This is a genomic window from Mesorhizobium sp. YR577 (assembly GCF_900116595.1).
In the GTDB taxonomy this organism is placed as follows: domain Bacteria; phylum Pseudomonadota; class Alphaproteobacteria; order Rhizobiales; family Rhizobiaceae; genus Mesorhizobium_M.
This window is the reverse complement of record NZ_FPBI01000010.1, coordinates 36,710-58,032: the sequence shown is the minus strand read 5'-3', so window position 1 is coordinate 58,032 and position 21,323 is coordinate 36,710. Positions and strand designations below refer to the sequence as shown.

At 62.4% G+C, this 21,323-nt stretch carries 18 protein-coding genes; all 18 read right to left on the bottom strand.

The window, feature by feature from the left end; all coding sequences use genetic code 11:
• Positions 1 to 2: 2 nt before the first annotated feature.
• The 18 genes from BM413_RS15820 to mraZ all read right to left on the bottom strand — a co-directional run bounded on the left by BM413_RS15820 (position 3) and on the right by mraZ (position 21,134).
• On the bottom strand, positions 3 to 872 hold the full coding sequence (locus BM413_RS15820; RefSeq protein WP_091915066.1) for an outer membrane protein assembly factor BamD: 870 nt from the start codon (positions 870 to 872) through the stop codon (positions 3 to 5).
• A gap of 191 nt (positions 873 to 1,063) precedes the next feature.
• Complete coding sequence (gene lpxC / locus BM413_RS15815; protein ID WP_091914696.1) at positions 1,064 to 2,014, bottom strand: UDP-3-O-acyl-N-acetylglucosamine deacetylase; 951 nt, start codon at positions 2,012 to 2,014, stop codon at positions 1,064 to 1,066.
• Positions 2,015 to 2,296: 282 nt separating this feature from the next.
• Positions 2,297 to 3,970: a cell division protein FtsZ gene (gene ftsZ / locus BM413_RS15810; protein WP_091914694.1), complete on the bottom strand. Its 1,674-nt coding sequence runs from the start codon at positions 3,968 to 3,970 to the stop codon at positions 2,297 to 2,299.
• 70 nt (positions 3,971 to 4,040) lie between these two features.
• Positions 4,041 to 5,351 (bottom strand): cell division protein FtsA, encoded by a 1,311-nt coding sequence (ftsA, locus tag BM413_RS15805; protein WP_091914692.1) that lies wholly within the window; start codon positions 5,349 to 5,351, stop codon positions 4,041 to 4,043.
• The gene (locus BM413_RS15800; RefSeq protein WP_091914689.1) at positions 5,348 to 6,289 is read right to left on the bottom strand and encodes a cell division protein FtsQ/DivIB; all 942 of its coding nucleotides are present in this window, start codon (positions 6,287 to 6,289) and stop codon (positions 5,348 to 5,350) included. The genes ftsA and BM413_RS15800 overlap by 4 nt, the downstream gene beginning before the upstream one ends.
• Entirely contained in the window at positions 6,277 to 7,203 is a 927-nt protein-coding gene (locus BM413_RS15795; protein ID WP_091914687.1) for a D-alanine--D-alanine ligase, read from the bottom strand. Before BM413_RS15795 ends, BM413_RS15800 begins: the two co-directional genes overlap by 13 nt.
• A 259-nt stretch (positions 7,204 to 7,462) precedes the next feature.
• Positions 7,463 to 8,428 carry a UDP-N-acetylmuramate dehydrogenase gene (murB, locus tag BM413_RS15790; RefSeq protein WP_091914685.1) on the bottom strand — a complete coding sequence of 322 codons (966 nt, stop codon included), beginning with the start codon at positions 8,426 to 8,428 and terminating at the stop codon, positions 7,463 to 7,465.
• On the bottom strand, positions 8,425 to 9,831 hold the full coding sequence (murC, locus tag BM413_RS15785) for a UDP-N-acetylmuramate--L-alanine ligase (protein WP_091914683.1): 1,407 nt from the start codon (positions 9,829 to 9,831) through the stop codon (positions 8,425 to 8,427). The genes murB and murC overlap by 4 nt, the downstream gene beginning before the upstream one ends.
• Complete coding sequence (gene murG / locus BM413_RS15780) at positions 9,828 to 10,955, bottom strand: undecaprenyldiphospho-muramoylpentapeptide beta-N-acetylglucosaminyltransferase (protein ID WP_091914681.1); 1,128 nt, start codon at positions 10,953 to 10,955, stop codon at positions 9,828 to 9,830. The genes murC and murG overlap by 4 nt, the downstream gene beginning before the upstream one ends.
• 1 nt (position 10,956) lies before the next feature.
• Positions 10,957 to 12,111, bottom strand: a complete 1,155-nt coding sequence (gene ftsW, locus BM413_RS15775) for a putative lipid II flippase FtsW (protein WP_091914679.1) — start codon at positions 12,109 to 12,111, stop codon at positions 10,957 to 10,959.
• The gene (murD, locus tag BM413_RS15770; protein ID WP_091914677.1) at positions 12,111 to 13,511 is read right to left on the bottom strand and encodes a UDP-N-acetylmuramoyl-L-alanine--D-glutamate ligase; all 1,401 of its coding nucleotides are present in this window, start codon (positions 13,509 to 13,511) and stop codon (positions 12,111 to 12,113) included. The genes ftsW and murD overlap by 1 nt, the downstream gene beginning before the upstream one ends.
• 9 nt (positions 13,512 to 13,520) lie before the next feature.
• Positions 13,521 to 14,603, bottom strand: a complete 1,083-nt coding sequence (gene mraY, locus BM413_RS15765) for a phospho-N-acetylmuramoyl-pentapeptide-transferase (protein ID WP_091914675.1) — start codon at positions 14,601 to 14,603, stop codon at positions 13,521 to 13,523.
• Between the two features lie 24 nt (positions 14,604 to 14,627).
• Positions 14,628 to 16,061: a UDP-N-acetylmuramoylalanyl-D-glutamyl-2,6-diaminopimelate--D-alanyl-D-alanine ligase gene (locus BM413_RS15760; RefSeq protein ID WP_091914673.1), complete on the bottom strand. Its 1,434-nt coding sequence runs from the start codon at positions 16,059 to 16,061 to the stop codon at positions 14,628 to 14,630.
• A complete protein-coding gene (locus BM413_RS15755; RefSeq protein WP_091915064.1) occupies positions 16,058 to 17,512 on the bottom strand; it encodes a UDP-N-acetylmuramoyl-L-alanyl-D-glutamate--2,6-diaminopimelate ligase in 1,455 nt (484 codons plus the stop codon). Before BM413_RS15755 ends, BM413_RS15760 begins: the two co-directional genes overlap by 4 nt.
• A 53-nt stretch (positions 17,513 to 17,565) precedes the next feature.
• On the bottom strand, positions 17,566 to 19,284 hold the full coding sequence (locus tag BM413_RS15750) for a peptidoglycan D,D-transpeptidase FtsI family protein (protein ID WP_175544340.1): 1,719 nt from the start codon (positions 19,282 to 19,284) through the stop codon (positions 17,566 to 17,568).
• A complete protein-coding gene (locus BM413_RS15745; protein ID WP_091914671.1) occupies positions 19,281 to 19,655 on the bottom strand; it encodes a cell division protein FtsL in 375 nt (124 codons plus the stop codon). Before BM413_RS15745 ends, BM413_RS15750 begins: the two co-directional genes overlap by 4 nt.
• Positions 19,656 to 19,662: 7 nt before the next feature.
• Entirely contained in the window at positions 19,663 to 20,673 is a 1,011-nt protein-coding gene (rsmH, locus tag BM413_RS15740; RefSeq protein ID WP_091914669.1) for a 16S rRNA (cytosine(1402)-N(4))-methyltransferase RsmH, read from the bottom strand.
• Positions 20,670 to 21,134, bottom strand: a complete 465-nt coding sequence (gene mraZ / locus BM413_RS15735) for a division/cell wall cluster transcriptional repressor MraZ (protein ID WP_091914667.1) — start codon at positions 21,132 to 21,134, stop codon at positions 20,670 to 20,672. The genes rsmH and mraZ overlap by 4 nt, the downstream gene beginning before the upstream one ends.
• Positions 21,135 to 21,323: the final 189 nt, after the last annotated feature.

Below are 21,323 nucleotides of genomic sequence, written 5' to 3'. Positions count from 1 at the left end.
GATCAGGCGCCGGTGATAAGTTTTCCGGCCTTCGATATCCACGAGCCGGCGTTCTCACGTGGCTCCAGGCCATTGGTCTGCAGCAGCTTGTAGGAATCGCGATACCACGGGCTGTCCGGGTAATTCTGGCCGAGCACGGCAGCCGCCGTCTGCGCTTCCGAGGTCAGGCCCATCGCGTAATAGGCTTCGGTGAGGCGCGCGAGCGCTTCCTCGGCCTGGCGGGTGTTGGAGTAATTCTCGACCACATAGCGGAAGCGCTTCACGGCAGCGATATATTCGCGACGCTCGAGATAATAACGGCCGACCTGCATTTCCTTGCCGGCAAGCTGGTCGCGCGCGAAACGCACCTTTTCCTTGGCGTCGTCGACATATTCCGAATCGGGCCAGCGGGTAACCACTTCCTGCATCGCCTCGATGGCGCGGCGGGATTCCTTCTGGTCCTGCGTAACGTCGCGGATCTGGCGGAAATAGCAGAGACCGATGATGTACTGGGCATAGGCCGCATCGGGCGTCGACGGGTAGAGCGCGAGATAGCGCTTCGCCGAATTGATCGAGTCGTCGTAATTGCCCTGGCGGTAATTGGCGAAAGCGCCCATCACCATCGATTTACGGGCATATTCCGAATAGGGGTGCTGTCGATCGACCGCATCGAACTTGCGGCTCGCCTCTTTCAGGCGACCGGAATTCAGATTGGCCAGGCCCTGATTGTAGAGAACATCGGCTGGTTCGGTCTGCTCGACATAGGTCGACAGATCGAGGTCCTTTTCGGAAGACATGCAGGCCGAAAGGAGAAGCGGCGCGGAAAGCACCGAAAGCGCCAGGAAGGCAGCGCGCGCCGGCTGATTCGACTGTGCAGCTCGCTGGAAAAACATGATCGGATTCGGCCCTCTCGCCATGATTATACTCATCGCCCCGCAGTCATAGACCACAACTGCCCTTGAACGGCAACGCTATCGTCCGGCAATGGCGCATTTTTGTGGCAGGCTTTGGCTTTCGCCACAATCAGCCTGTGGACGATGCGTTATCGTCACACAAGTCCCGCTTTTCAAGCCTTGAGGCAGCCTCAAAGCACCCAGGGCGCGTAGACCGGAGCGTTTACGGCGATCATCTCAGCCGAACGGCCACGCTCGCGGCGAGTCGTCTCGACAATCTCGAAGGCCGAACGATCTGACAGCAGGCGGCGAAGGGCAGCGGCGTTCATGCGGTGACCGCCGCGGTAGGAGCGGAAGCAGCCGATGAAGCGCGCGCCTGCAAGCGACAGGTCGCCCATCGCGTCCAGCGTCTTGTGGCGCACGAATTCATTGGGATAGCGCAGGCCTTCAATGTTGATGATGCGGCTGTCGTCTCCGATCACCACGGAATTCTCCAGCGAAGAGCCGAGCGCATAGCCGGCAGCCCACAGGCGCTCGACATCCTTCATGAAACCGAAGGTGCGGGCACGCGCGATCTCCGCGCGGAACATGTCGGCATTGACGTCCGCCGCGAAGGACTGGCGGCCGATGGCCGGGTTTTCGAAATCGATCTCGACCTCGAAGCGCGTTCCGGCATAAGGGCGGAACTCGGCCCAGGAGGCACCCGCCTCGATGCGAACCGGCTTCAGGATGCGGACGTAGCGGCGCTTGGCAGAAAGCGTCTCGATGCCGGCCTGATCGATGGCTTCGACGAAACGGATGGCGCTGCCGTCGAGGATCGGCACTTCGTTGCCGTCGATCTCGATGATGAGATTGTCGATGCCCAGACCGAACAGCGCGCCCATGACGTGCTCGACGGTGGCGACATGATAGCCGTTCGGGTCGCCCAGCATGGTGCAAAGATCGGTGCTGCCGACTTCCGATACGAGCGCGCGCAGGTCGCGCGCCGGCTCGCCCTCGCCGACATGGTGGAACACGATACCCGTGTCCGCATCGGCAGGCAGAAAGTGCAGAGTGACTGGTTTACCGCTGTGGACGCCAACCCCGGAGAGCGTCGCGCGCGATTTCAGTGTCGTTTGATGGTCGTGCAAATGAATCCCCATATGCCCGTTTAGCGCGTGACTATTACGCCAGTCCAGAGGGGCGTGCTCTTGTGTTTGTCGGCATACGGGAACAGTTCCCCGCAGATTCGCGCATACCGACTCCATTCGAGACGGAAGATAGTGACGCGCGGGGAAGACTCCAAATCACGGTTTTTTACCCCGTGTAACGGCGGATTAAGATGCGATTAACGCATCAAGCCATTGTTTTCGTTCAATTTAAAAAGTTAACGGGCAGACACCGAAGCGCCTGCCCGTTAATATCTGTTACATTTCGTTAACGGTTCAGTTGGCTTGCCGGCGCAAGAACGCCGGAATCTCCAACTGATCGTCTTCCTGCACGGCGCGCTGCTGCGGCGCGAGGCGGCCATGTTCGTCGAGTTGGCCACGGCGCGGTGCATAGAGCGACGGGTCCTGGCTGGCTGTGCGGCGCAGCTCCGGAGCCTGCTGGCGCAGCTTCGGTTCGCGCGGTTGTGCCGGCTGCAGGCGTGCAGGCTCTTCCTCGCGGCGGGTCAGGCCGTTGGTCAGGCGCTTCAAGAGGCCCATCGGGCCGCTTTCGTGATGCTGCTCGGGCGCACGGGTCTTGGCTTCCACTTCGGCTTTCACCAGTGGCGGAAAGTCTTCGACACGCGGCATCCGCGGCTGAGCGGCGGCTACCGGCTGCTGAGGCAGTTCACGCAGCTGTGCAGGAGCTGCTGCCATCGGCTGCTGCTGGACCGGCTGCGGCTGGGGAGCGGCAGGCGGCGGAGCCTGGAACAACTTGCTCTGCGGGCGGAAATCGTCCTGAACAGCGACCGGGCGCGGTGCTGCCATTGCGGCGGCGTTCGCTTCGGCCATGCGGATCGCATCGGCCACCGGATCGGCAGCACGCGGCGCTTCCTGGACGATCTGCTGTACAGGGGCGGCCGGACGTTGCTCGACGATCGCCGCAGGGCGCGGCGCCGGCTTCATGGGCGGGCGGATGGCGATCGGGGCGGCAGCGATTTCGGCAGCCGTCTTGTCGATGCCGGTCGCCACGACCGAGACGCGGATGACGCCTTCGAGTTCCTCGTCGAAGGTCGCACCGAGGATGATGTTGGCATCCTGGTCGACTTCCTCGCGGATGCGGGTTGCCGCTTCGTCGACTTCGAACAGGGTAAGGTCGCGACCGCCGGTGATGGAGATCAGCAGGCCCTTCGCACCCTTCATCGAGGTCTCGTCGAGCAGCGGGTTGGCGATCGCAGCCTCAGCGGCGGCCATCGCACGGCCCTCGCCCGAAGCTTCGCCGGTGCCCATCATCGCCTTGCCCATCTCGCGCATCACCGAACGGACGTCGGCGAAGTCGAGGTTGATCAGGCCTTCCTTGACCATCAGGTCGGTGATGCAGGCAACGCCCGAATAGAGCACCTGGTCGGCCATGGCGAAGGCGTCGGCAAAGGTCGTCTTGTCATTGGCGAGCCGGAACAGGTTCTGGTTCGGAATGACGATCAGGGTATCGACGCATTTCTGCAGTTCCTCGATGCCCATGTCCGCCGTCTTCATGCGGCGCTGGCCTTCGAAGTGGAACGGCTTGGTGACGACGCCGACGGTGAGGATGCCCTTCTCGCGCGCTGCCCTGGCAACGACAGGAGCAGCACCCGTGCCCGTGCCACCGCCCATGCCGGCAGTGACGAAGCACATATGGGTGTTCGACAGATGATCGATGATCTCGTCGATGCACTCTTCGGCGGCGGCGCGACCGACCTCAGGCTGGGAACCCGCGCCGAGACCCTCGGTGACGTGAGCGCCAAGCTGGATCAGGCGATCGGCCTTCGACATCGTAAGCGCCTGGGCATCGGTGTTGGCCACGACGAATTCGACGCCGCGAAGTCCCGCGGTGATCATGTTGTTGACTGCGTTGCCGCCGCCACCGCCGACACCGAAAACGGTGATGCGCGGCTTCAGCTCGGTTATGTCCGGCTTTTGCAGATTGATCGTCATTGTCCTTGTCCTTTTCGCCTTTCCCGCCGCTTCGCCGCCGCGGCCGTTATGGGGCAATCCCCGTCAAACTCTAGAAACTGTCTCTCAACCACTGACTCATGCGATGCAGTTTTCCGCCCGTCCCGGTCATGCGTAGTCCAGAAATCCCACTCGCTTTATTGATCTCGAAGCCCGCCACCTGCGGGTAGATCAGAAGGCCCACCGCCGTTGCGAACGCCGGACCTTTTGCCGCTTCCGGCAAACCAGCCACGCCCAGCGGCCGGCCGATGCGCACGTTGCGGCCCAGAATGCGGCGTGCAGCTTCCGGCAGACCGGCAAGCTGGCTGGCGCCACCCGTCAGCACGACTCGCTTACCGGCGGCATTGCCGTAACCTGATTTGTTCAGCCGGTCGCGCAGTATTTCCAGCGTCTCTTCGATGCGGGCGCGGATGATGCGCGTCATCACAGAACGCGGCACCTGGAGCGGCACTTCGGTTTCGTCGGCGCCGATCGGCTGGACAGTGACCAGATCGCGATCGTCAGCGCTGCCGGGCAACGCCGAACCATGCATCACCTTCAGCCGCTCGGCATCGTCGAGGCGCGTCGAAAGGCCCTTGGCCATATCCATGGTGACATGGCTGCCGCCCACCGGGATGGCGTCGGCGTAAACGAACTTGCCGTCAGCAAAGAGCGAGATGGTGGTGGTGCCGCCGCCCATGTCAATGCAGGCCGCGCCCATTTCGAGTTCGTCATCAACGAGTGCTGCGAGCCCGCTTGCATAGGGCGTGGCCACCATGCGCTCGACCGAAAGATGCGAGCGGTTGATGCAGAGCTCCAGATTGCGCAGCGGCGCGGCGTCGCCGGTCAGCACATGCATGTCGACGCCGAGCGTGTCGCCGACCATGCCGCGCGGATCGCGCACGCCGCGTTCGGCATCGAGCGAAAATGCGACCGGCAGCGAATGAACCACCTCGCGCTCGGCCTTCAGCGCCTGCTTGGCGCCGGCTGCCAGAACGCGCTTGATGTCACTGGCGGAAGCCTCGTGGCCGCCGAGATTGATCGTCGCCGAAAATGTTTCGCTCTTCAGCCGGCCCGCAGTGAGATTGACGATGAGCGAGTCGACCGTCAGCCCGGCCATGCGTTCGGCCGCGTCGACCGCCAGCCGCACGGCATGCTCGGCACGGTCGAGATCGACGACCACGCCCGATTTGACGCCCTGCGACTTCTGATGGCCTATGCCAATGACCTTGGCTTGATGGGTACGCCCGCGCAGCAGCTGGCTCTCAGGCGCCGGCTTGAGCTTGGCGACCACGCAGCAAACCTTGCTGGAGCCGACGTCAAGCACCGTGACGATACCGGAGCGGTGGGCAGAGCCGTCTTTTGGACCGCCGAGCAAGCTCATATTCTTTTCTCCAGCTTGCTCTTGGGTGATTTCAGAAGCTCTTTAAGCGCAGCTTCGCGCCGCTCGACCGCCTCAGGCGTGAGCTGCACGACCAGCCGGTCGGAAAGGCGCATGTCGACGCCGGCTATGTCGCGAGACAGCAGGCCGGTGTCGTGGTCCATCTTGACGAGATCGGCGAGTGCGGTGTCTTCGCCATATTCCGGCAACTTGACGGTGATGCCGTTTTCAAGCCGCAGGTCCCAGCGGCGCTCGGAAACGCGGACATAACCCTTCACCCGCGAGGCCAGCTCCGGAAACTGCTTGATCTTGGCGATGAAGCCGGAAGCGCGCTCGGCCGCGCCATAGCCGACGACCAGCGGCAGCGCGACATGGCGACCGCCCGAGAACGGCGCGATCACGTTGCCATTTTCCTCGACGATCGAAAGCTGGCTGCCGTGCTGCCAGATGGCGAAGGCCTTGCGCTCTTCGATCTTCACTTCGAGCGTGTTGGGATAGATCTTGCGAACGGAAGCAACCTCGACCCAGGGGAGCTTGGCGATGCGCTCGCGCGCCTCGTCGGCGTTAAAGCCGATCAGCGACGTCCAGCCGTCAAGCTCCAGCTTGTCGAGGACATCGATCTCCGAAGTCTCGCGATGGCCGACCACCTTGATCTGATCGACGGCAAAGCCGCTGCGCGCTGTGATGCCCTGCACGAGAGCCGGCATATGCCCGCCGACATAGGCGCCGTAGAGACCGCTCGAGGAAAGAAGGATCGCAGACGCGATCGTCGCGGAAAACGGCGGCGGCGTGAAGTCGCCTTTGCCCAGGCGCGCCAGGACGCGCACCGGCCGGCGAAGCCAGCGCGGCAGCACGAAGCCGTCGATGGAAAAGGACACGCCAAACAGGCCCGGCCTTGCCGAACCCATCCTTCTAACCTGCCCCGACCTCAACGCGAACACGAAGCGTCCTCCACCATCCAACTCAACAACTCACCGAACGAATGCCCGGCCTGGGCAGCAATTTCCGGCACCAGCGACGTCGGCGTCATACCCGGCTGGGTATTCACTTCGAGCCAGATAAGCTCGCCATTTTCGGAATGGCGATCGTCGTAGCGGAAGTCTGACCGGGAGACGCCCCGGCACCCGATTGCTTGGTGAGCCTTGAGTGCCAGTGTCTGTATTTTTTGGTAAATATTTAGTGAAATTTTAGCGGGAACCTCGTGTTTTGACCCGCCCGCAACGTATTTTGAATCATAATCGTAGAAGGAATGACCCGTCGGGATGATCTCGCAGACCCCAAGGGCTACATCGCCCATGACAGCGCAGGTCAGTTCGCGCCCATGCACATAGCGCTCGACCATGACCGTACCGCCAAATTTCCACTCCGGTGAGCTGATGATCTGCGGCGGATGCGACTGATCCTCCTTCACGATCACGACGCCGAAGCTCGATCCTTCGCTGACCGGCTTGACCACATAAGGCGTCTTCATCGGGTGCTTGTTGCCGATCGAGAAGCGGTCGATGGTCTTCGATTCCGCAACCGGAATGCCGGCAGCCTTCGCCACACGCTTGGCCTGCTCCTTGTTCATGGCGAGAGCCGAAGCAAGCACGCCGGAATGCGTGTAGGGAATGGCGAGATATTCGAGGATACCCTGGATCGTACCGTCTTCCCCGAACGGGCCATGCAGCGCGTTGAACACGACGTCCGGCTTCAGCTCGGCAAGGACAGAACCGACATCGCGATCGACGTCGACCCGCGTGACGCGATAGCCGACGGCCTCAAGTTCATCTGCGCATGAATTTCCGGAAGACAAGGAAACGGGCCGTTCGGACGAGAACCCTCCCAACAATACGGCCACGTGTTTAGACGTCATAGTTTCTGCAATCCCCTCGCCGAACCCGACTTCGGCTTAAGCCTTTTCCGAATTGAATCCGCCCACTCCGGCAGGTTACCCCCCAGACGGAAACGCGTCGAACGCGCGGGAACGACTCAAATCAGGAAACGCTTTTGTCCAAAGAATCAGAGAGTTGACTCTGTGGCAAGCCCCAAGGATTCGAGTTGATTCAATTTATGTAAATTTAGGTCGATTGTGATCACGCTGCACGTTTCTGGAGCAGGCAAATCACGCTTTGCTAAAGTAGCTGCCCCAGGAATTCCTGCACGTCGTGATCGGGCTTGAAGTTGCCGATGCGCTTGATCTCCCAGTGCAGGCGAATGCCCGAATTCTCGAGCACGCGCGCCCGAACCGTCTCGCCGAGATATTCGAGGTCATAGCCGGTGGCATGGCCGGTGTTGATCATGAAATTGCAGTGCATCGGCGACATCTGCGCCCCGCCGATCATCAGCCCACGGCAGCCCGCCTTGTCGATCTCCTTCCAGGCCGAGGTGCCTTCCGGATTCTTGAAGGTCGATCCCCCGGTTTTCTCGCGGATCGGCTGGACGGTCTCGCGATGATGCTGAACCGCATCCATCGCCGCGCGGATGGTTTCGCGGTTTTCCTTGTAGCCCTCGAACAAAGCGGAGGTGAAAATCAGATCCGCGGATGCCGAGGAATGCCGATAGGCGTAGCCCATCTCCTCATTCGACAGCGTGTGGATATTGCCTTGCCGGTCGAGCGCGCGCACCTCGACGACACGCTCGCGCGTCTCGACGCCGTTGGCGCCCGCATTCATGCGCAGCGCCCCACCGATGGCGCCGGGGATGCCGTGGTAGAAATGGAAGCCGCCGATGCCTGCCTCCAGCGCCACGGCTGCCACGCGCTTGTCGGGCGTAGACGCGCCCGCCCTGATGCGCGTTTCAGAAATGACCTCGGCCTCGCCGAACCCCTTTGCCGAAAGCCGCACGACAAAACCCGGAATACCGCCTTCACGCACCAGAAGGTTGGAGCCGATACCGACGATCGTCAGCGGAACATCCTCAGGCACCGCCTTCAGGAAAGCTGCGAGATCGTCCTCGTCGGCGGGCTGGAACAGTGCGTCCGCAGGTCCGCCGGCGCGGAACCAGGTGATCTTGTCCATTTCTGCGTCGGGCGTGATACGGCCGCGCAGACCGGCAAGCCGGTCGCCAAGCCTGGCAATAAGCGCCGCACCCTTCGTCATGCCGTATCCCCGCCGAGTTCCTTCGGCAACGCATAGGCCCATTGCGTGATGTTGCCGGCACCCAGAAAGATGACGAAATCACCCGGCTTTGCAAGTTCGCGCACGATGGGAGCGATGGCAGCCGGCCCTTCGATGTGGCGCGCATCGCGATGGCCGCCGGCGCGGATACGCGAAACCAGCGCTTCGGAATTGGCACCCTCGATCGGCTCTTCGCCGGCGGCATAGACCGGCGCAACCATCACCGTATCGGCATCGTTGAAGCAGGCGGAGAAATCGTCAAACAGGTCGTGCAGGCGCGTGAAGCGATGCGGCTGCGCAATCGCGATGACACGGCCCTTCGTTGCATCACGTGCCGCCCGCAGCACGGCCTTGATCTCGACCGGATGGTGGCCGTAATCGTCGAATATTTGCACGCCGTTCCAGCTTCCGGTCGGCGTGAAGCGGCGCTTGACGCCACCGAAGGACGACAGGCCCTTCTTGATGTCCTCAGGCGTCAGGCCGAGCTCGTGAGCGACGGCGATGGCGGCGGTGGCATTGGAAACGTTGTGACGGCCGGGCATCGGCAGGCGCAGGTCGGAAATGATCGTCTGCGCGGCGGTCTTGCGGTCGCGGATGACCACGTCGAACAGGGAGGCCGCACCATCCATGCGATGGCGCGTGAAGCGCACATCAGCCTGCGTGTTCTCACCATAGGTGATGACGCGGCGATCCTCGATGCGCGACACCAGCGCCTGCACTTCCGGATGGTCGGTGCACATCACGCCGAAGCCATAGAACGGCACATTCTCGACGAACTGGCGAAACGCCTCACGCACCTTGTCGAACGAACCGTAGTGATCGAGATGTTCCGGGTCGATATTGGTAACGACCGCAATGTCAGCCGGCAGCTTCAGGAAGGTGCCGTCGCTTTCATCGGCCTCGACCACCATCCACTCGCCCTCGCCCATGCGGGCATTGGTGCCATAGGCGTTGATGATGCCGCCATTGATGACCGTCGGATCGAGGCCGCCAGCGTCGAGCAGCGTGGCGACCATCGAGGTCGTCGTCGTCTTGCCGTGCGTGCCACCGATGGCGACCGCCTGCCGGAAGCGCATAAGCTCGGCCAGCATCTCGGCGCGGCGAACGATCGGCAGCAGCTTTTCGCGCGCCGCGATCAGTTCGGGGTTGGTCTTCTTGATTGCCGTCGAAACGACGACGACTTCGGCATCACCAAGGTTTTCGGCGCGATGGCCGACAAAGCACTCGATGCCCTTGTCGCGCAGCCGCTGGACGTTGGCGCTTTCGGACTGGTCGGAGCCCTGCACCTTGTAGCCGAGATTGTGCAGCACCTCGGCAATACCGCTCATGCCGATGCCGCCAATGCCGATGAAATGCACAAGGCCGATCGTCTGCCGCATCTTCATGGCCGCATCCCTTCTTTTATGTCTTCAATCGGTTTCCTCGCCGCAATAGCCTCTGTGAGGTCGGCAAGCAACCGCACCGCGTCGGGTTTGCCGGCTGACTTTGCAGCCGAGGCCATCGCTACGAGCCGGTCAGGTTCGGTCATGAGCCCGGCGATCAGGCCGGAGAGGACTTCCGTCGTCAGCGTCGCCTGCTGGTGAACCTCCGCCCCGCCCAATGCGGACAGGGTCGCAGCATTGGCGGCCTGATCGTGGTCGAGCGCGTAGGGAAACGGCACCAGCAAGGACGGGCGGCCGATGACGGCGATTTCGGAAACCGTCGAAGCGCCGGAACGGGCGATCACCAGATGCGACGACGCCATTCGCGCCGCCATGTCGGTGAAGAACGGCAACACATTCGCCTCGATGCCGAGTTCGGCATAAGCGGCGGTGACGCGAGCGACATCCTCGGCGCGGGCCTGTTGCGTGATGATCAGCCGCTTGCGCAAAGCCTCGGGAAGTGCGGAGATCGCCGGCGGAACCGCATCAGAAAAGAAAAGCGCCCCCTGGCTGCCGCCGAATACCAGCAGGCGGAAAGGTTCGCCTTCAAGAGGAGCCGCATAAGCGGTGCGGGCAGCCTCCAGCACGGCCGGGCGAACCGGATTGCCGGTGATGACGGTCTTGTCGCCGAAACTGCTGGCAGCCTCGTCGAGGAAGCCGCCGGCGATTGCCGTCACATTTGCCGCCAGCGCGCGGTTGGCGCGCCCCATCACCGCGTTCTGTTCGTGGATTATCGTCCTAACCCGGCGGCGCGTCGCGGCATAGACCGGAGGCAATGTCGGGTAGCCGCCGAAGCCGATAACGACTTCCGGCTTCAGCCTTCGGATCAGTGCCGATGACTGCCTGAAGCCGCGCCAGATCGTCCAGAAGGACGCAAGCAGCTTCAGCGGATTGCGTGAACCGATCGTTGCCGACGCGATCGAATGAACCGCCTTGGCCGGAAAATTGCCGGCATAGCGTCCCGCACGGTCGTCGGTGGCAAGATGCACATCCCAGCCCCGCGCCTTCAGTTCATGCGACAAGGCCTCAGCCGGAAAGAGATGGCCGCCGGTACCGCCGGCGGCAAGAAGTATTGTCCCCCTCGCCATGTCATTCCGCCGGCATGGCGTGCTGGGAGAGCCCCGAGAAGCCGACCTGCTTGCGCTTTTCCGGTCGCTTTCGCGTCAGGGCCAGCACCATGCCCATGGAGATGGCAATCGCGATCAGCGAGGAACCGCCATAGGAGATGAAAGGCAACGTCATGCCCTTGGCCGGCATGAGCTGCAGGTTGACGCCCATATTGATGACCGACTGGAAGCCGAACACGACGACCAGCCCGGCCACGGCGTAGCGGGTGAAATCGTCCTGCTCCTTCAACGCCGTGTTCAGCCCGCGCAGCACGATGAAGGCGAACAGGAACATGATGGCGAAGCAGAGCACGATGCCGAATTCTTCGCCCGCAACCGCAAAGACGAAGTCGGCGTGGCTGTCCGGGATGATCCGCTTGACGGTGCCCTCACCCGGTCCGACGCCGAACCAGCCGCCATTGATGACAGCCTCGCGGCCCATGTCGACCTGGAACGTATCGCCCTCGCCCGTCACGAAGCGGTCGATACGGCCGGCGACGTGCGGGAATATCGTATAGGCCGCAACCGCACCGCCGGCGCCAAGCGCGCCGAGCACGACGATCCACAGCCATGGCATGCCGGCCATGAAGAACATCACGCCCCAGGTGCCGAGCGCCAGCATGGTCTGGCCAAGGTCAGGCTGCGCCACCAGCAAGGCCACGACGAGGCCGAGCAGGATCATGGCAAAGAGATTGCCGGGAATGTCGGGCTGGCGCGCATGCTCGGCGAACAGCCAGGCGCAGACGATGACGAAGGCCGGTTTCAGAAACTCGGATGGCTGGATCGAGACGCCGGCGAATGACACCCAGCGCCGCGCGCCCTTGACCTCGACGCCGATGTAGAGGACCGCCACCATCAGCACCAGTGAGACGCACAGCATGATGAGCGCCATGCGCCGCACCTCCCGCGCCTCCAGGAAGGATACGGCAAGCATCACCGCCAGTGCCGGGATGGTGAAGAAAATCTGCCTTGTGGCGAAGTGGAAACTACCGAGCCCGATGCGCTCGGCCACCGCCGGACTGGCCGCGAATGACAGGATGATGCCGAGGCCCATCAAGGACAGGAAGGCAGCGAGAAACCAGCGATCGATCGTTCGCCACCAGATTGCGACCGGGCTTTTGTCCAGACGGCTTGCCATCAGCGTGTCCCTCCAATGGGCTTTATTCTCTCAAGCGCGCCGACGGCCTCCTTGAAGGCTGCGCCGCGTATTTCGAAATTCTTGAACTGGTCGAAACTCGCACAGGCCGGCGACAACAGGACGACCGCCTCGCTGGCATCGTCGAGGGCGGCGTCACGCGCCGCATGCTCGACGGCCGCAGCGAGCGTGCCGGAAATCTCGTAAGGCACGGCCTCGCCCAGCGTCGCCGAGAAGGCCGGTGCCGCCTCGCCGATCAGATAGGCCTTGGCGATGCGCGAAAAGAACCCGCGCAATGGCTCGATGCCGCCTTCCTTCTGCAATCCGCCGGCGATCCAGTAGATGCGCGGGAAGCTCGAGAGAGCAGGTGCTGCCGCATCCGCGTTGGTCGCCTTGGAATCGTTGATAAAGAGGACATTGTCCCGGCGGGCCACCTGCTCCATGCGGTGGGCGAGGCCCGGAAAGCTTTCAAGGCCGGACTGTATCTCGCCAAGATCGAGGCCGATCTTCATGCAGGCAACGACTGCCGCAAGCGCGTTCTGCGCATTGTGCTGCCCGCGCAGCGAGCCGATGCCTTCAAGGAAAGCAATGCGGCTGAAGCGGCCGTGCTTTGCTTCCATCAGATTGGTGCCATCGGCGAAATAACCGTCGGTCAGCGGCAATCGCTTGGAAATGCGCACGACATCCTTGCCCGCCTTTTCGAGGCGGTCGGCGATCTGGGCGCAGTAGATATCATCGATGCCAATGATTGCGGTCTCGCTGCCCGCAACCAGCCGCTCCTTGATCGACGCGTAGTGCTGCATCGTGCCGTGACGATCGAGATGGTCAGGCGTCAGGTTGAGCAGGATGCCCGCCGTGGGGTTTATCGAAGGCGCGAGATCGATCTGATAGGATGAGCATTCGACCACGTAATGGCGATCGTTCTTCGGCGGATCGAGTGTCATGACGGCGCGGCCGATATTGCCGCCCATCTGCGTATCGCGGCCGGACGCCTGGATGATATGGGCGGTCAGTGCCGTCGTCGTCGATTTCCCGTTAGTGCCGGTGATCGCGATGAAGGGAGACGCCGGCGCCCGCGAAATGCGCTCGCGCGCGAACAGTTCGATGTCGCCGATGACCTCGACACCTGCACCCCGCGCCAGCTCCACCGTCCAGTGCGGCTTCGGATGTGTCAGCGGCACGCCGGGAGACAGGACGAACGAGGAAAAATGCGACCAGTCTGCCTGGCGCAGATCCTTCGTCTCGATTCCCGCCGCCTTGGCCTTGAGCACGCTTTCGGGATTATCGTCCCACGCCGACACGCTGGCGCCGCCTTCGATGAGCGCATGCGCGGTCGCTATCCCCGAGCCGCCAAGCCCGAAGAGCGCTACACGCCTGCCGCCGAACGAGCGCGCTGGAATCATCTAAATCCCCTACCGCAACTTTAGGGTCGACAAGCCGACCAGCGCAAGAATGACGGCGATGATCCAGAAGCGGATCACGACCTGGCTTTCAGTCCATCCGAGCTTTTCGAAATGATGGTGGATCGGCGCCATGAGAAACACGCGCTTGCCGGTCGCCTTGAAGAAGCCGACCTGGATGATGACCGACAGCGCTTCCATGACGAACAGGCCGCCGATGATGGCCAGCACGATCTCGTGCTTCGTCGCCACCGCAATCGTGCCGATAAGCCCGCCCATTGCCAGCGAGCCGGTGTCGCCCATGAAAATGGCGGCCGGCGGTGCATTGAACCAGAGGAAGCCGAGACCGGCGCCGATGACCGCGCCGAGGATCACCGCGAGTTCGCCGGTGCCGGGCACGAAATGGATCTGCAGATATTCGGCGAATACCGCGTTACCGGAGAGATAGGCGATGACGCCGAAGGAAGCTGCCGCGATCATGATCGGGACGATGGCGAGACCATCCAGCCCGTCGGTGAGGTTGACCGCATTGCCTGCGCCTACGATCACGATGCAGGCGAAAGGTATGAAGAACCAGCCGAGATTGATCAGGAAATCCTTGATGAAGGGGAATGTCAGTGAGGACGAGAATGGCTCCTGCCCGGCATGCATGATCGCCCAGCCGGCGATTGCCGCGATGACGAATTCGATCGCCAGCCGCGCCTTGCCGGAAAAGCCGAGATGCGACTGTTTCGTCACCTTCAGATAGTCGTCGTAGAAGCCGATCGCGCCGAAGCCAAGCGTCACAAGCAGGACGATCCAGACATAGGCGCTGGTTATATTCGCCCATAGCAGCGACGAACCGACGATGCCCGAGATGATCATCAGGCCACCCATGGTCGGGGTGCCGGCCTTCTTGAAATGGGTCTGCGGCCCGTCGGCGCGGATCGGCTGGCCCTTGCCCTGCCTGACCCTCAGCGAATTGATGATCATCGGCCCGAAGATGAAGACGATCAGCGCCGAGGTGATCAGCGCGCCGCCGGTGCGGAACGTGATGTAGCGAAAGACATTGAAGGCCGAAAAATGGTCCGCAAAATCAACCAGTAAAGTAAGCATCTAAGGCCTTTCCCCGGACCGCGATCAGCTGTTTGCAGTGCTTCCGGCCTGCGCCGGGAACTTTTCGAGAAGCGCATCGACAAGTTTCGAAAAACCGATGCCCTTCGATGACTTGATCATGATGACGTCGCCCGGACGGATCGCCTTGATCAGGACCGACTTGAGGTCCTGCGCGCTTGCCCGGTACTCCGTATGAAAATCGCTCGGCAGAACTTCCGCCAGGGCCTTGATCTCCGGCCCGGCGAGAAAGACGCGATTGGTCTTGCCTTCGGTGACAAGCTCGGCCAGCGCTGCGTGCAGCTTCGCCGAATGCTGGCCAAGCTCCAGCATATCGCCAAGCACAGCGACACGCCGCCCCTCTCCCGAAACCGGCGTCGCCTCCAGAAGCGCCATCGCCGCCTTCATGGATGCCGGATTGGCGTTGTAGCTCTCATCGATCAGCGTGAACGGCCCCTCGCGGTGACGCAGCACATGGCGTTGCCCGCGACCGCGCTCCGGCACCAGATCTTCAAGCGCCAAAGCCACCTTGGTCACGTCTGCGCCGGCAAGATGCGCAGCACCGAGAACTGCAAGCACATTCTGGACGATGTGACGGCCCGGGGCGCCGATCTTAGCGGCAACTTCCTTGCCCAACACCTTCGCCGTCATGATCGAATGATCGGCGTGCAGCACGAAATTGGTGAGTTTCACCTGCGCCCGCGCATATTCGCCGTAGCCGACGACATTTTCGACACCGGCCGCATGCGCCAGCTTTTCCAGCAGCTTGAAGCGCGCATCGTCACGATTAATGAGCGCCGTGCCATGCGGCTCGATACCCTCGAAAATCTCAGCCTTGGCCTTGGCGATATCGTCGAGGCTCTTGAAATGCCCGAGATGCGCCGCCGCGATGGCGGTGATGATCGCGATATGCGGCCTCACCATCTTCACCAGCGGGCGGATTTCATTCTCGTGGTTCATGCCGATCTCGAAGATGGCGTAATCGCAGTCTTCCGGCATGCGGGCGAGCGTCAGCGGCACGCCCCAGTGATTGTTGAAGGACGCAGCCGAGGCATGCACCTTGCCCACAGCCGAAAGCGCGTGACGCAGCGCTTCCTTGGTGCTGGTCTTGCCGACCGAACCGGTCACGGCGATGATTTTGCCCTGTGCACGGGCGCGTGCTGCGATGCCGGCCTTTTCGAGTGCTACCAGCACGTCCGGCACGACGATCATCGGCGCGGTCAGTCGCCCGAGCGCCGGCAGCTTGCCTTCGGCCACGACCAGCAGACCCGCACCAGCCTTGACTGCGGCGGTTGCGAAATCGTGGCCGTCCATGGCCTCGCCCTTGATGGCGAAAAACGCCTCTCCCGGCTTCAGGCTGCGGCTGTCGATGGAAATGCCGGTTATGCCGTCAGGCATATGCCCGAGCGGGCGACCGTCCATTGCCGCAATCAGCGCATCGGAGGTCCAGAGCAAGCTCATGCCGCATGCTCCCTAAGAGCCTGCCGCACTTCTTCATGATCCGAGAACGGGAAGGTTTCGGAACCGATGGTCTGGCCTTCCTCATGGCCTTTTCCGGCGACAATCAACGTATCGCCGGCGTGAAGCATCGATATCGCCTCGCGAATGGCGGCGCGGCGGTCTCCGATCTCGATTGCATTGGGTGCGGCGGCCAGAATGGCGGCACGGATCGTCTCGGGCACTTCCGAGCGCGGATTGTCGTCGGTGACGATGGTGACATCGGCGAGACGTGTCGCGATCTCGCCCATGATCGGACGCTTGCCGCGATCACGATCGCCGCCGCAGCCGAACACCACGACTACCCGGCCGGTCGTGAAGGGACGGACAGAAGCCAGTACATTCTCCAGCGCGTCCGGCTTGTGGGCGTAGTCGACATAGATCGGCGCGCCTTCGACGGTGGTGCCGACGAGATCGAGCCTGCCCGGAGCGCCCTTCAGCTTTTCGAGCGCACCAAGCGCCTTTGCGGCGTCCGTGCCCGTAGCAATGGCAAGACCGGCAGCGACCAGCGCGTTGTAGATCTGGAAATCGCCGGCTAGCGGCAGATCGATTTCATGAATAATGCCGCCGGCTTCGATTTCGGCGCGCTGACGATAGCGCTCGTGCTCGACGCGCTTCAGGCGCAGGAAGTCGCCGTGGCGGCCGACGGTCAGCACTTCGAGGCCTGCCGCCTTCGCGGCGACGACGGTCGGCTGCGACCATAGATCGTCGGCAAAGATCACCGCCGGCGCGCCTTTCGGCAGCAACGTGTCGAACAGGCGAAGCTTTGCCTGATGATATTCCTCGACTGTCGGATGGTAATCCATGTGGTCGCGGCCGAGATTGGTGAAGCCGCCAGCGGCAAGCTTCACGCCATCCAGCCGGCGTTGGTCCAGGCCATGGCTGGAGGCTTCCATCGAGGCATGGGTGACACCGGCTGCTGCCAGTTCCGACAGAAGGCGATGCAGTTCTACAGGATCGGGCGTCGTCAGCGAGCCATATTCGTTGCGGCCGGGTGCTACGACACCGGTGGTGCCGATGCTGGCGGCGGCAAAACCCGCCCGCTCCCAGATCTGCCGGGTGAACGCCGCGACGGACGTCTTGCCGCTCGTGCCCGTCACGGCGACCATGGTTTCGGGCTGACCGCTGAATAGCCGAGCCGCAAGCAGCGCCAGCGCACGACGAGGATCGTCGACCAAAAGCACCGGGATAGAAGGCGAACCCAACTGCGCGCCCTTGGCGGCGACGATCGCTGCCGCACCACGCTTTTCGGCGTCAGCGGCATAAACCGCGCCGTCGGCCTTGGTGCCGGCCACGGCCACGAAGATGTCGCCAGTCTGTATCGTGCGGGAGTCCGAAGAAACTCCGCCCGTCTCCAGATCGCCTGGAAATGTCCCTTCGACAGGCAGGATACCGGCAAGTTCTTTCAGCTTCATCGAAGTCCGTTCGTCATAAACAAATGGCGCGCTTTGCCGGCGCGCCTCGAGAATCATTGGTACGAAACCAGCTTAGATTCAGTTTCATGGCCGAAATCTGGCTGTACGCCAAGAAAGGAAGCAGAACGCCTGATGATATTCGACACGATAGGTGCCGCATTGAACCCCGCCGTGGCGCCCGCGCCGGGCTTTTCGGGCTTCGGCTCATCGATAATGCTGAGCACGATGTATTGCGGGTCTTCCATCGGGAAGGCCGCGACGAAGGCGTTGAACCGGACAGTCGAGGAGTAACGGCCGTTCACGACTTTTTCGGCGGTGCCGGTCTTGCCGCCGACGCGATAGCCGGGAACTGCAGCGCGCTTGCCGGAGCCGCCGGGCGCGGTCGCATTCAAACGGTAGAGGTAGCGCATATCCTCGCCGGTCTTTTCCTTTATCACGCGCGTGGCCACAGCGTCGGCCTGCGCCTGCGTGCGCGGCAGGAATGTCGGCTCGAACAGCAGGCCGCCGTTCATCAGCGCCGCCGCACCGACAGCCGTCTGCAGCGGGGTCGTCGACATGCCGTGGCCGAAGGCGATGGTGATCGAATGCACCTTCTTCCAGACTTTCGGCTCGGACGGACGCGCCACTTCCGGAAGTTCGGTTTTCATGCGGTCGAGAAGGCCAATGCGCTTCAGGAACTCACGGTGTCCCTCGATCCCGACCACGTCAGCCTCGCGCGCCGAGCCGATGTTCGACGAATAGATGAACACTTCCGGCACGGTCAGAATGCGGCCCTTGCCGTGGAAGTCGCGGATCGTCTGGCGGCCGATGGTGATCGGCCGGCGCGCGTCGAAGGTGCTGTTGAGCGTCACCTTGCCCGAATCCAGCGCCATCGCGGTGGTGAAGCTCTTGATGGTCGAGCCCATCTCGTAGGTGCCTGCCGACATGCGGTTCAGGTGATCCTTGTCGAGCGCGTTGTAGGGATTGTTCGGGTCGAAGTCCGGCACGGAGGCCATGGCCAGAACTTCGCCGGTCTTGGCGTTGAGCACGACCGCACCCGCCGCAATGGCGTGAAATTTTTCCATGGCGCGGGAGACCTCGTCGCGCACGATATGCTGCACACGAAGATCGATCGAAAGCCGCACCGGCTTCAGGTCTTTCGCTGTTGCCAGACCCGAGGCCTGCAGATCGGCGAGGCCCTGATCGTCGATATATTTCTCCATTCCGGCGATGCCCTGATTGTCGATATTGGTCAGGCCAAGAATGTGCGAAGCCGTCGGGCCGCCCGGATAGAAGCGCCGCTTTTCCGTACGGAAGCCGATGCCCGGCAGGCCGAGCTGCATGATGTCGTTCTGCTGCTTCGGCGAAAGCTGGCGCTTCAGCCAGACAAAGCCTGTGCCGCTCTTCAGCTTGTTGTAGGTCTGCTCGACTTCGATGTCGGGCAACACGGTCTGGAGCTTCTCAATGACCTCGTCGGCATCGACGATGCGGCGCGGTTCGGCAAACAGCGAAGCCGTCTTGATGTCCGTGGCCAGCACCTCGCCGTTGCGGTCGACAATGTCGGGACGCGACGCGGTGACCCGCGAGACGGGACCACCCGAAGCTTCCGGGTCCTGGAAGCCGAGATAGACGAGACGCCCGGCGATGGTCGCGTAAATGCCCAGGAACACCGCCATGGTCATGACCACGCGGTTTTTCGACCGTCCGCCCGTCGCCTTGCGCGCGCCCTCGACGATGATCGACGCCGTTGAGGATTCAGCCTTCGAGATGCGCTTGCGCCAGAACTTCATCATTGAGTCACCGCCCCCGTCACGATCTTGTCGGTTCCGCTATCGGCCATGCCACCGAGCCGCTGCGTCGAGAAATCCGGTATGTCGACGGGACGCGCCGGCAGATCGTCGAGAGTTACGACCTGGCGCGCCTCCACCGGCTGCAGCTGAAGCTGGGACTCGTAAAGCTCCGACAGTTTCTGCAGGCGCGCGGGCTGGCTCAGCAGGCTCCAGTCGGCTTTCAGCAGATCGATGGAGTCTTCCTCGAAGCGTATCTGCTGCTCGATCTTGCGCGCGGCGTCGAGCTGGCTTTCCGCATCATGCTTGGTCTTGTAGGTGAAGGCAGCCGCCGAAACCATGACCGCGATGAGAACGATGTCGCTTGTGCGGAACATTTGTTTCTTACCTTTCGGACCGGATTTCAGGGAGTTTGGGCAGGCCGAAGATCGACAGGTCGTCTGACCGCGCCGGCGCTTCCGTGCGGATCGCTGCGCGCAGCTTGGCAGAACGCGCACGCGGATTTGCTTCCGTCTCGGCCTCGGACGGACCTACAGCGCCGCCCGATTTTTCGAAGGTTGCAGCCTGGACCTGCGTTTCAGGCATGTAGCGCGAGCCGGCAGCGTTGCCGGAACGATTGACGATGAAGCGCTTGACGATGCGGTCCTCGAGCGAATGGAAGGTCACCACGACCAGCCGTCCGCCCGGCTTCAGCACCCGCTCGGCGGCAAACAGCGCGCGCGCCAGTTCGCCAAGCTCGTCATTGACGTAGATGCGCAGCGCCTGGAAAACGCGCGTCGCCGGATGGATCTTGTCCTTGGGGTTGCGCCCGACGTGATCGGCAATCGCCTCGGCCAGATCGCGCGTGCGCTCGAAGAAGCGCACTGCACGGCGCTTCTCGATCATGCGTGCGATGCGCCCGGCGTGACGCTCCTCACCGAGAAAGCCGAAGATACGGGCGAGATCGCCCGATTTGAAGCGGTTGACGACATCGGCAGCGCTGAGGCCTTCCTGCGCCATGCGCATGTCGAGCGGGCCGTCGAAGCGGAAGGAAAAGCCGCGCTCGGCCTGGTCGAGCTGCATCGAGGAAACGCCGATATCGAGCACGACGCCGTCGACATCGTGTGCATAATCGTCGAGCTGCGAGAATGGACCGTGCACCAGTTGCAGACGGCCGCCCGATTGGGCTTCAAGTTCGCGCCCGGCGGAAATCGCATCGGGATCGCGATCCACGGCAACGACATTCGCGCCCTGCGCCAGAATGGCCTTCGTATAGCCACCGGCACCGAAGGTGCCGTCGACGATCCTGTCGCCGGCCTTCAACGCCAGGGCTGCGATCACTTCATCGAGCAGAACCGGAATGTGGGGAGCCGATCCGCCAGCGGCATGATCGTCATCACTGTGACTCGTCATCATTCCGCTTCCTCCGCCGGCTTTGCGCCCGCCCCCTGCCGAAGCTTCAAGAGCCGCGCACGCACTTCTGCGCCATAGGCGCGCAGACGTTCCGGTTCCCACATCTGAAAGAAATTGCCACGACCCACGAACACCACCTCCGAGGAGATGCCGGTGTGCTCGCGCATGAAATCCGAGACCGTGATGCGGCCATCCTGATCCAGCTTCAGGAACATCCCGTCGCCATGACAGAAGAAGGACATATCGTCCGCAGTCTGCAGGAACGGATCTTCCTGCGCGATGCGCTGCTCGTAACGGTCGAGCAGATCGAGCCCGCCGACATCCAGCGCCGGAATGTCCAGCGCGCGCAGAGCGTAGAGTTCCGAATAACCGCGTTTCTGCACGACCGAACGGAAATGCGCCGGAACCGAAACCCGGCCCTTGGCATCGATCCTGTTCACCGCATTGGACAGAAACCGGTCCATCAATTGATACAGCCGCCCCCGTCGCGTCGCTTGCCATCTTGTCCCCCGCGTTGTCGCAACGCGGTGCCTTCGCACCCAGATCCCTGCTTTCGAATGCTAAAAGATCGCCCCGCGCGACCGCCGCGACTAATCGCTTGGGGAACGCTTCACCCGGGACTGGAACGAAGTCTTGATTATCCGAATGGGATA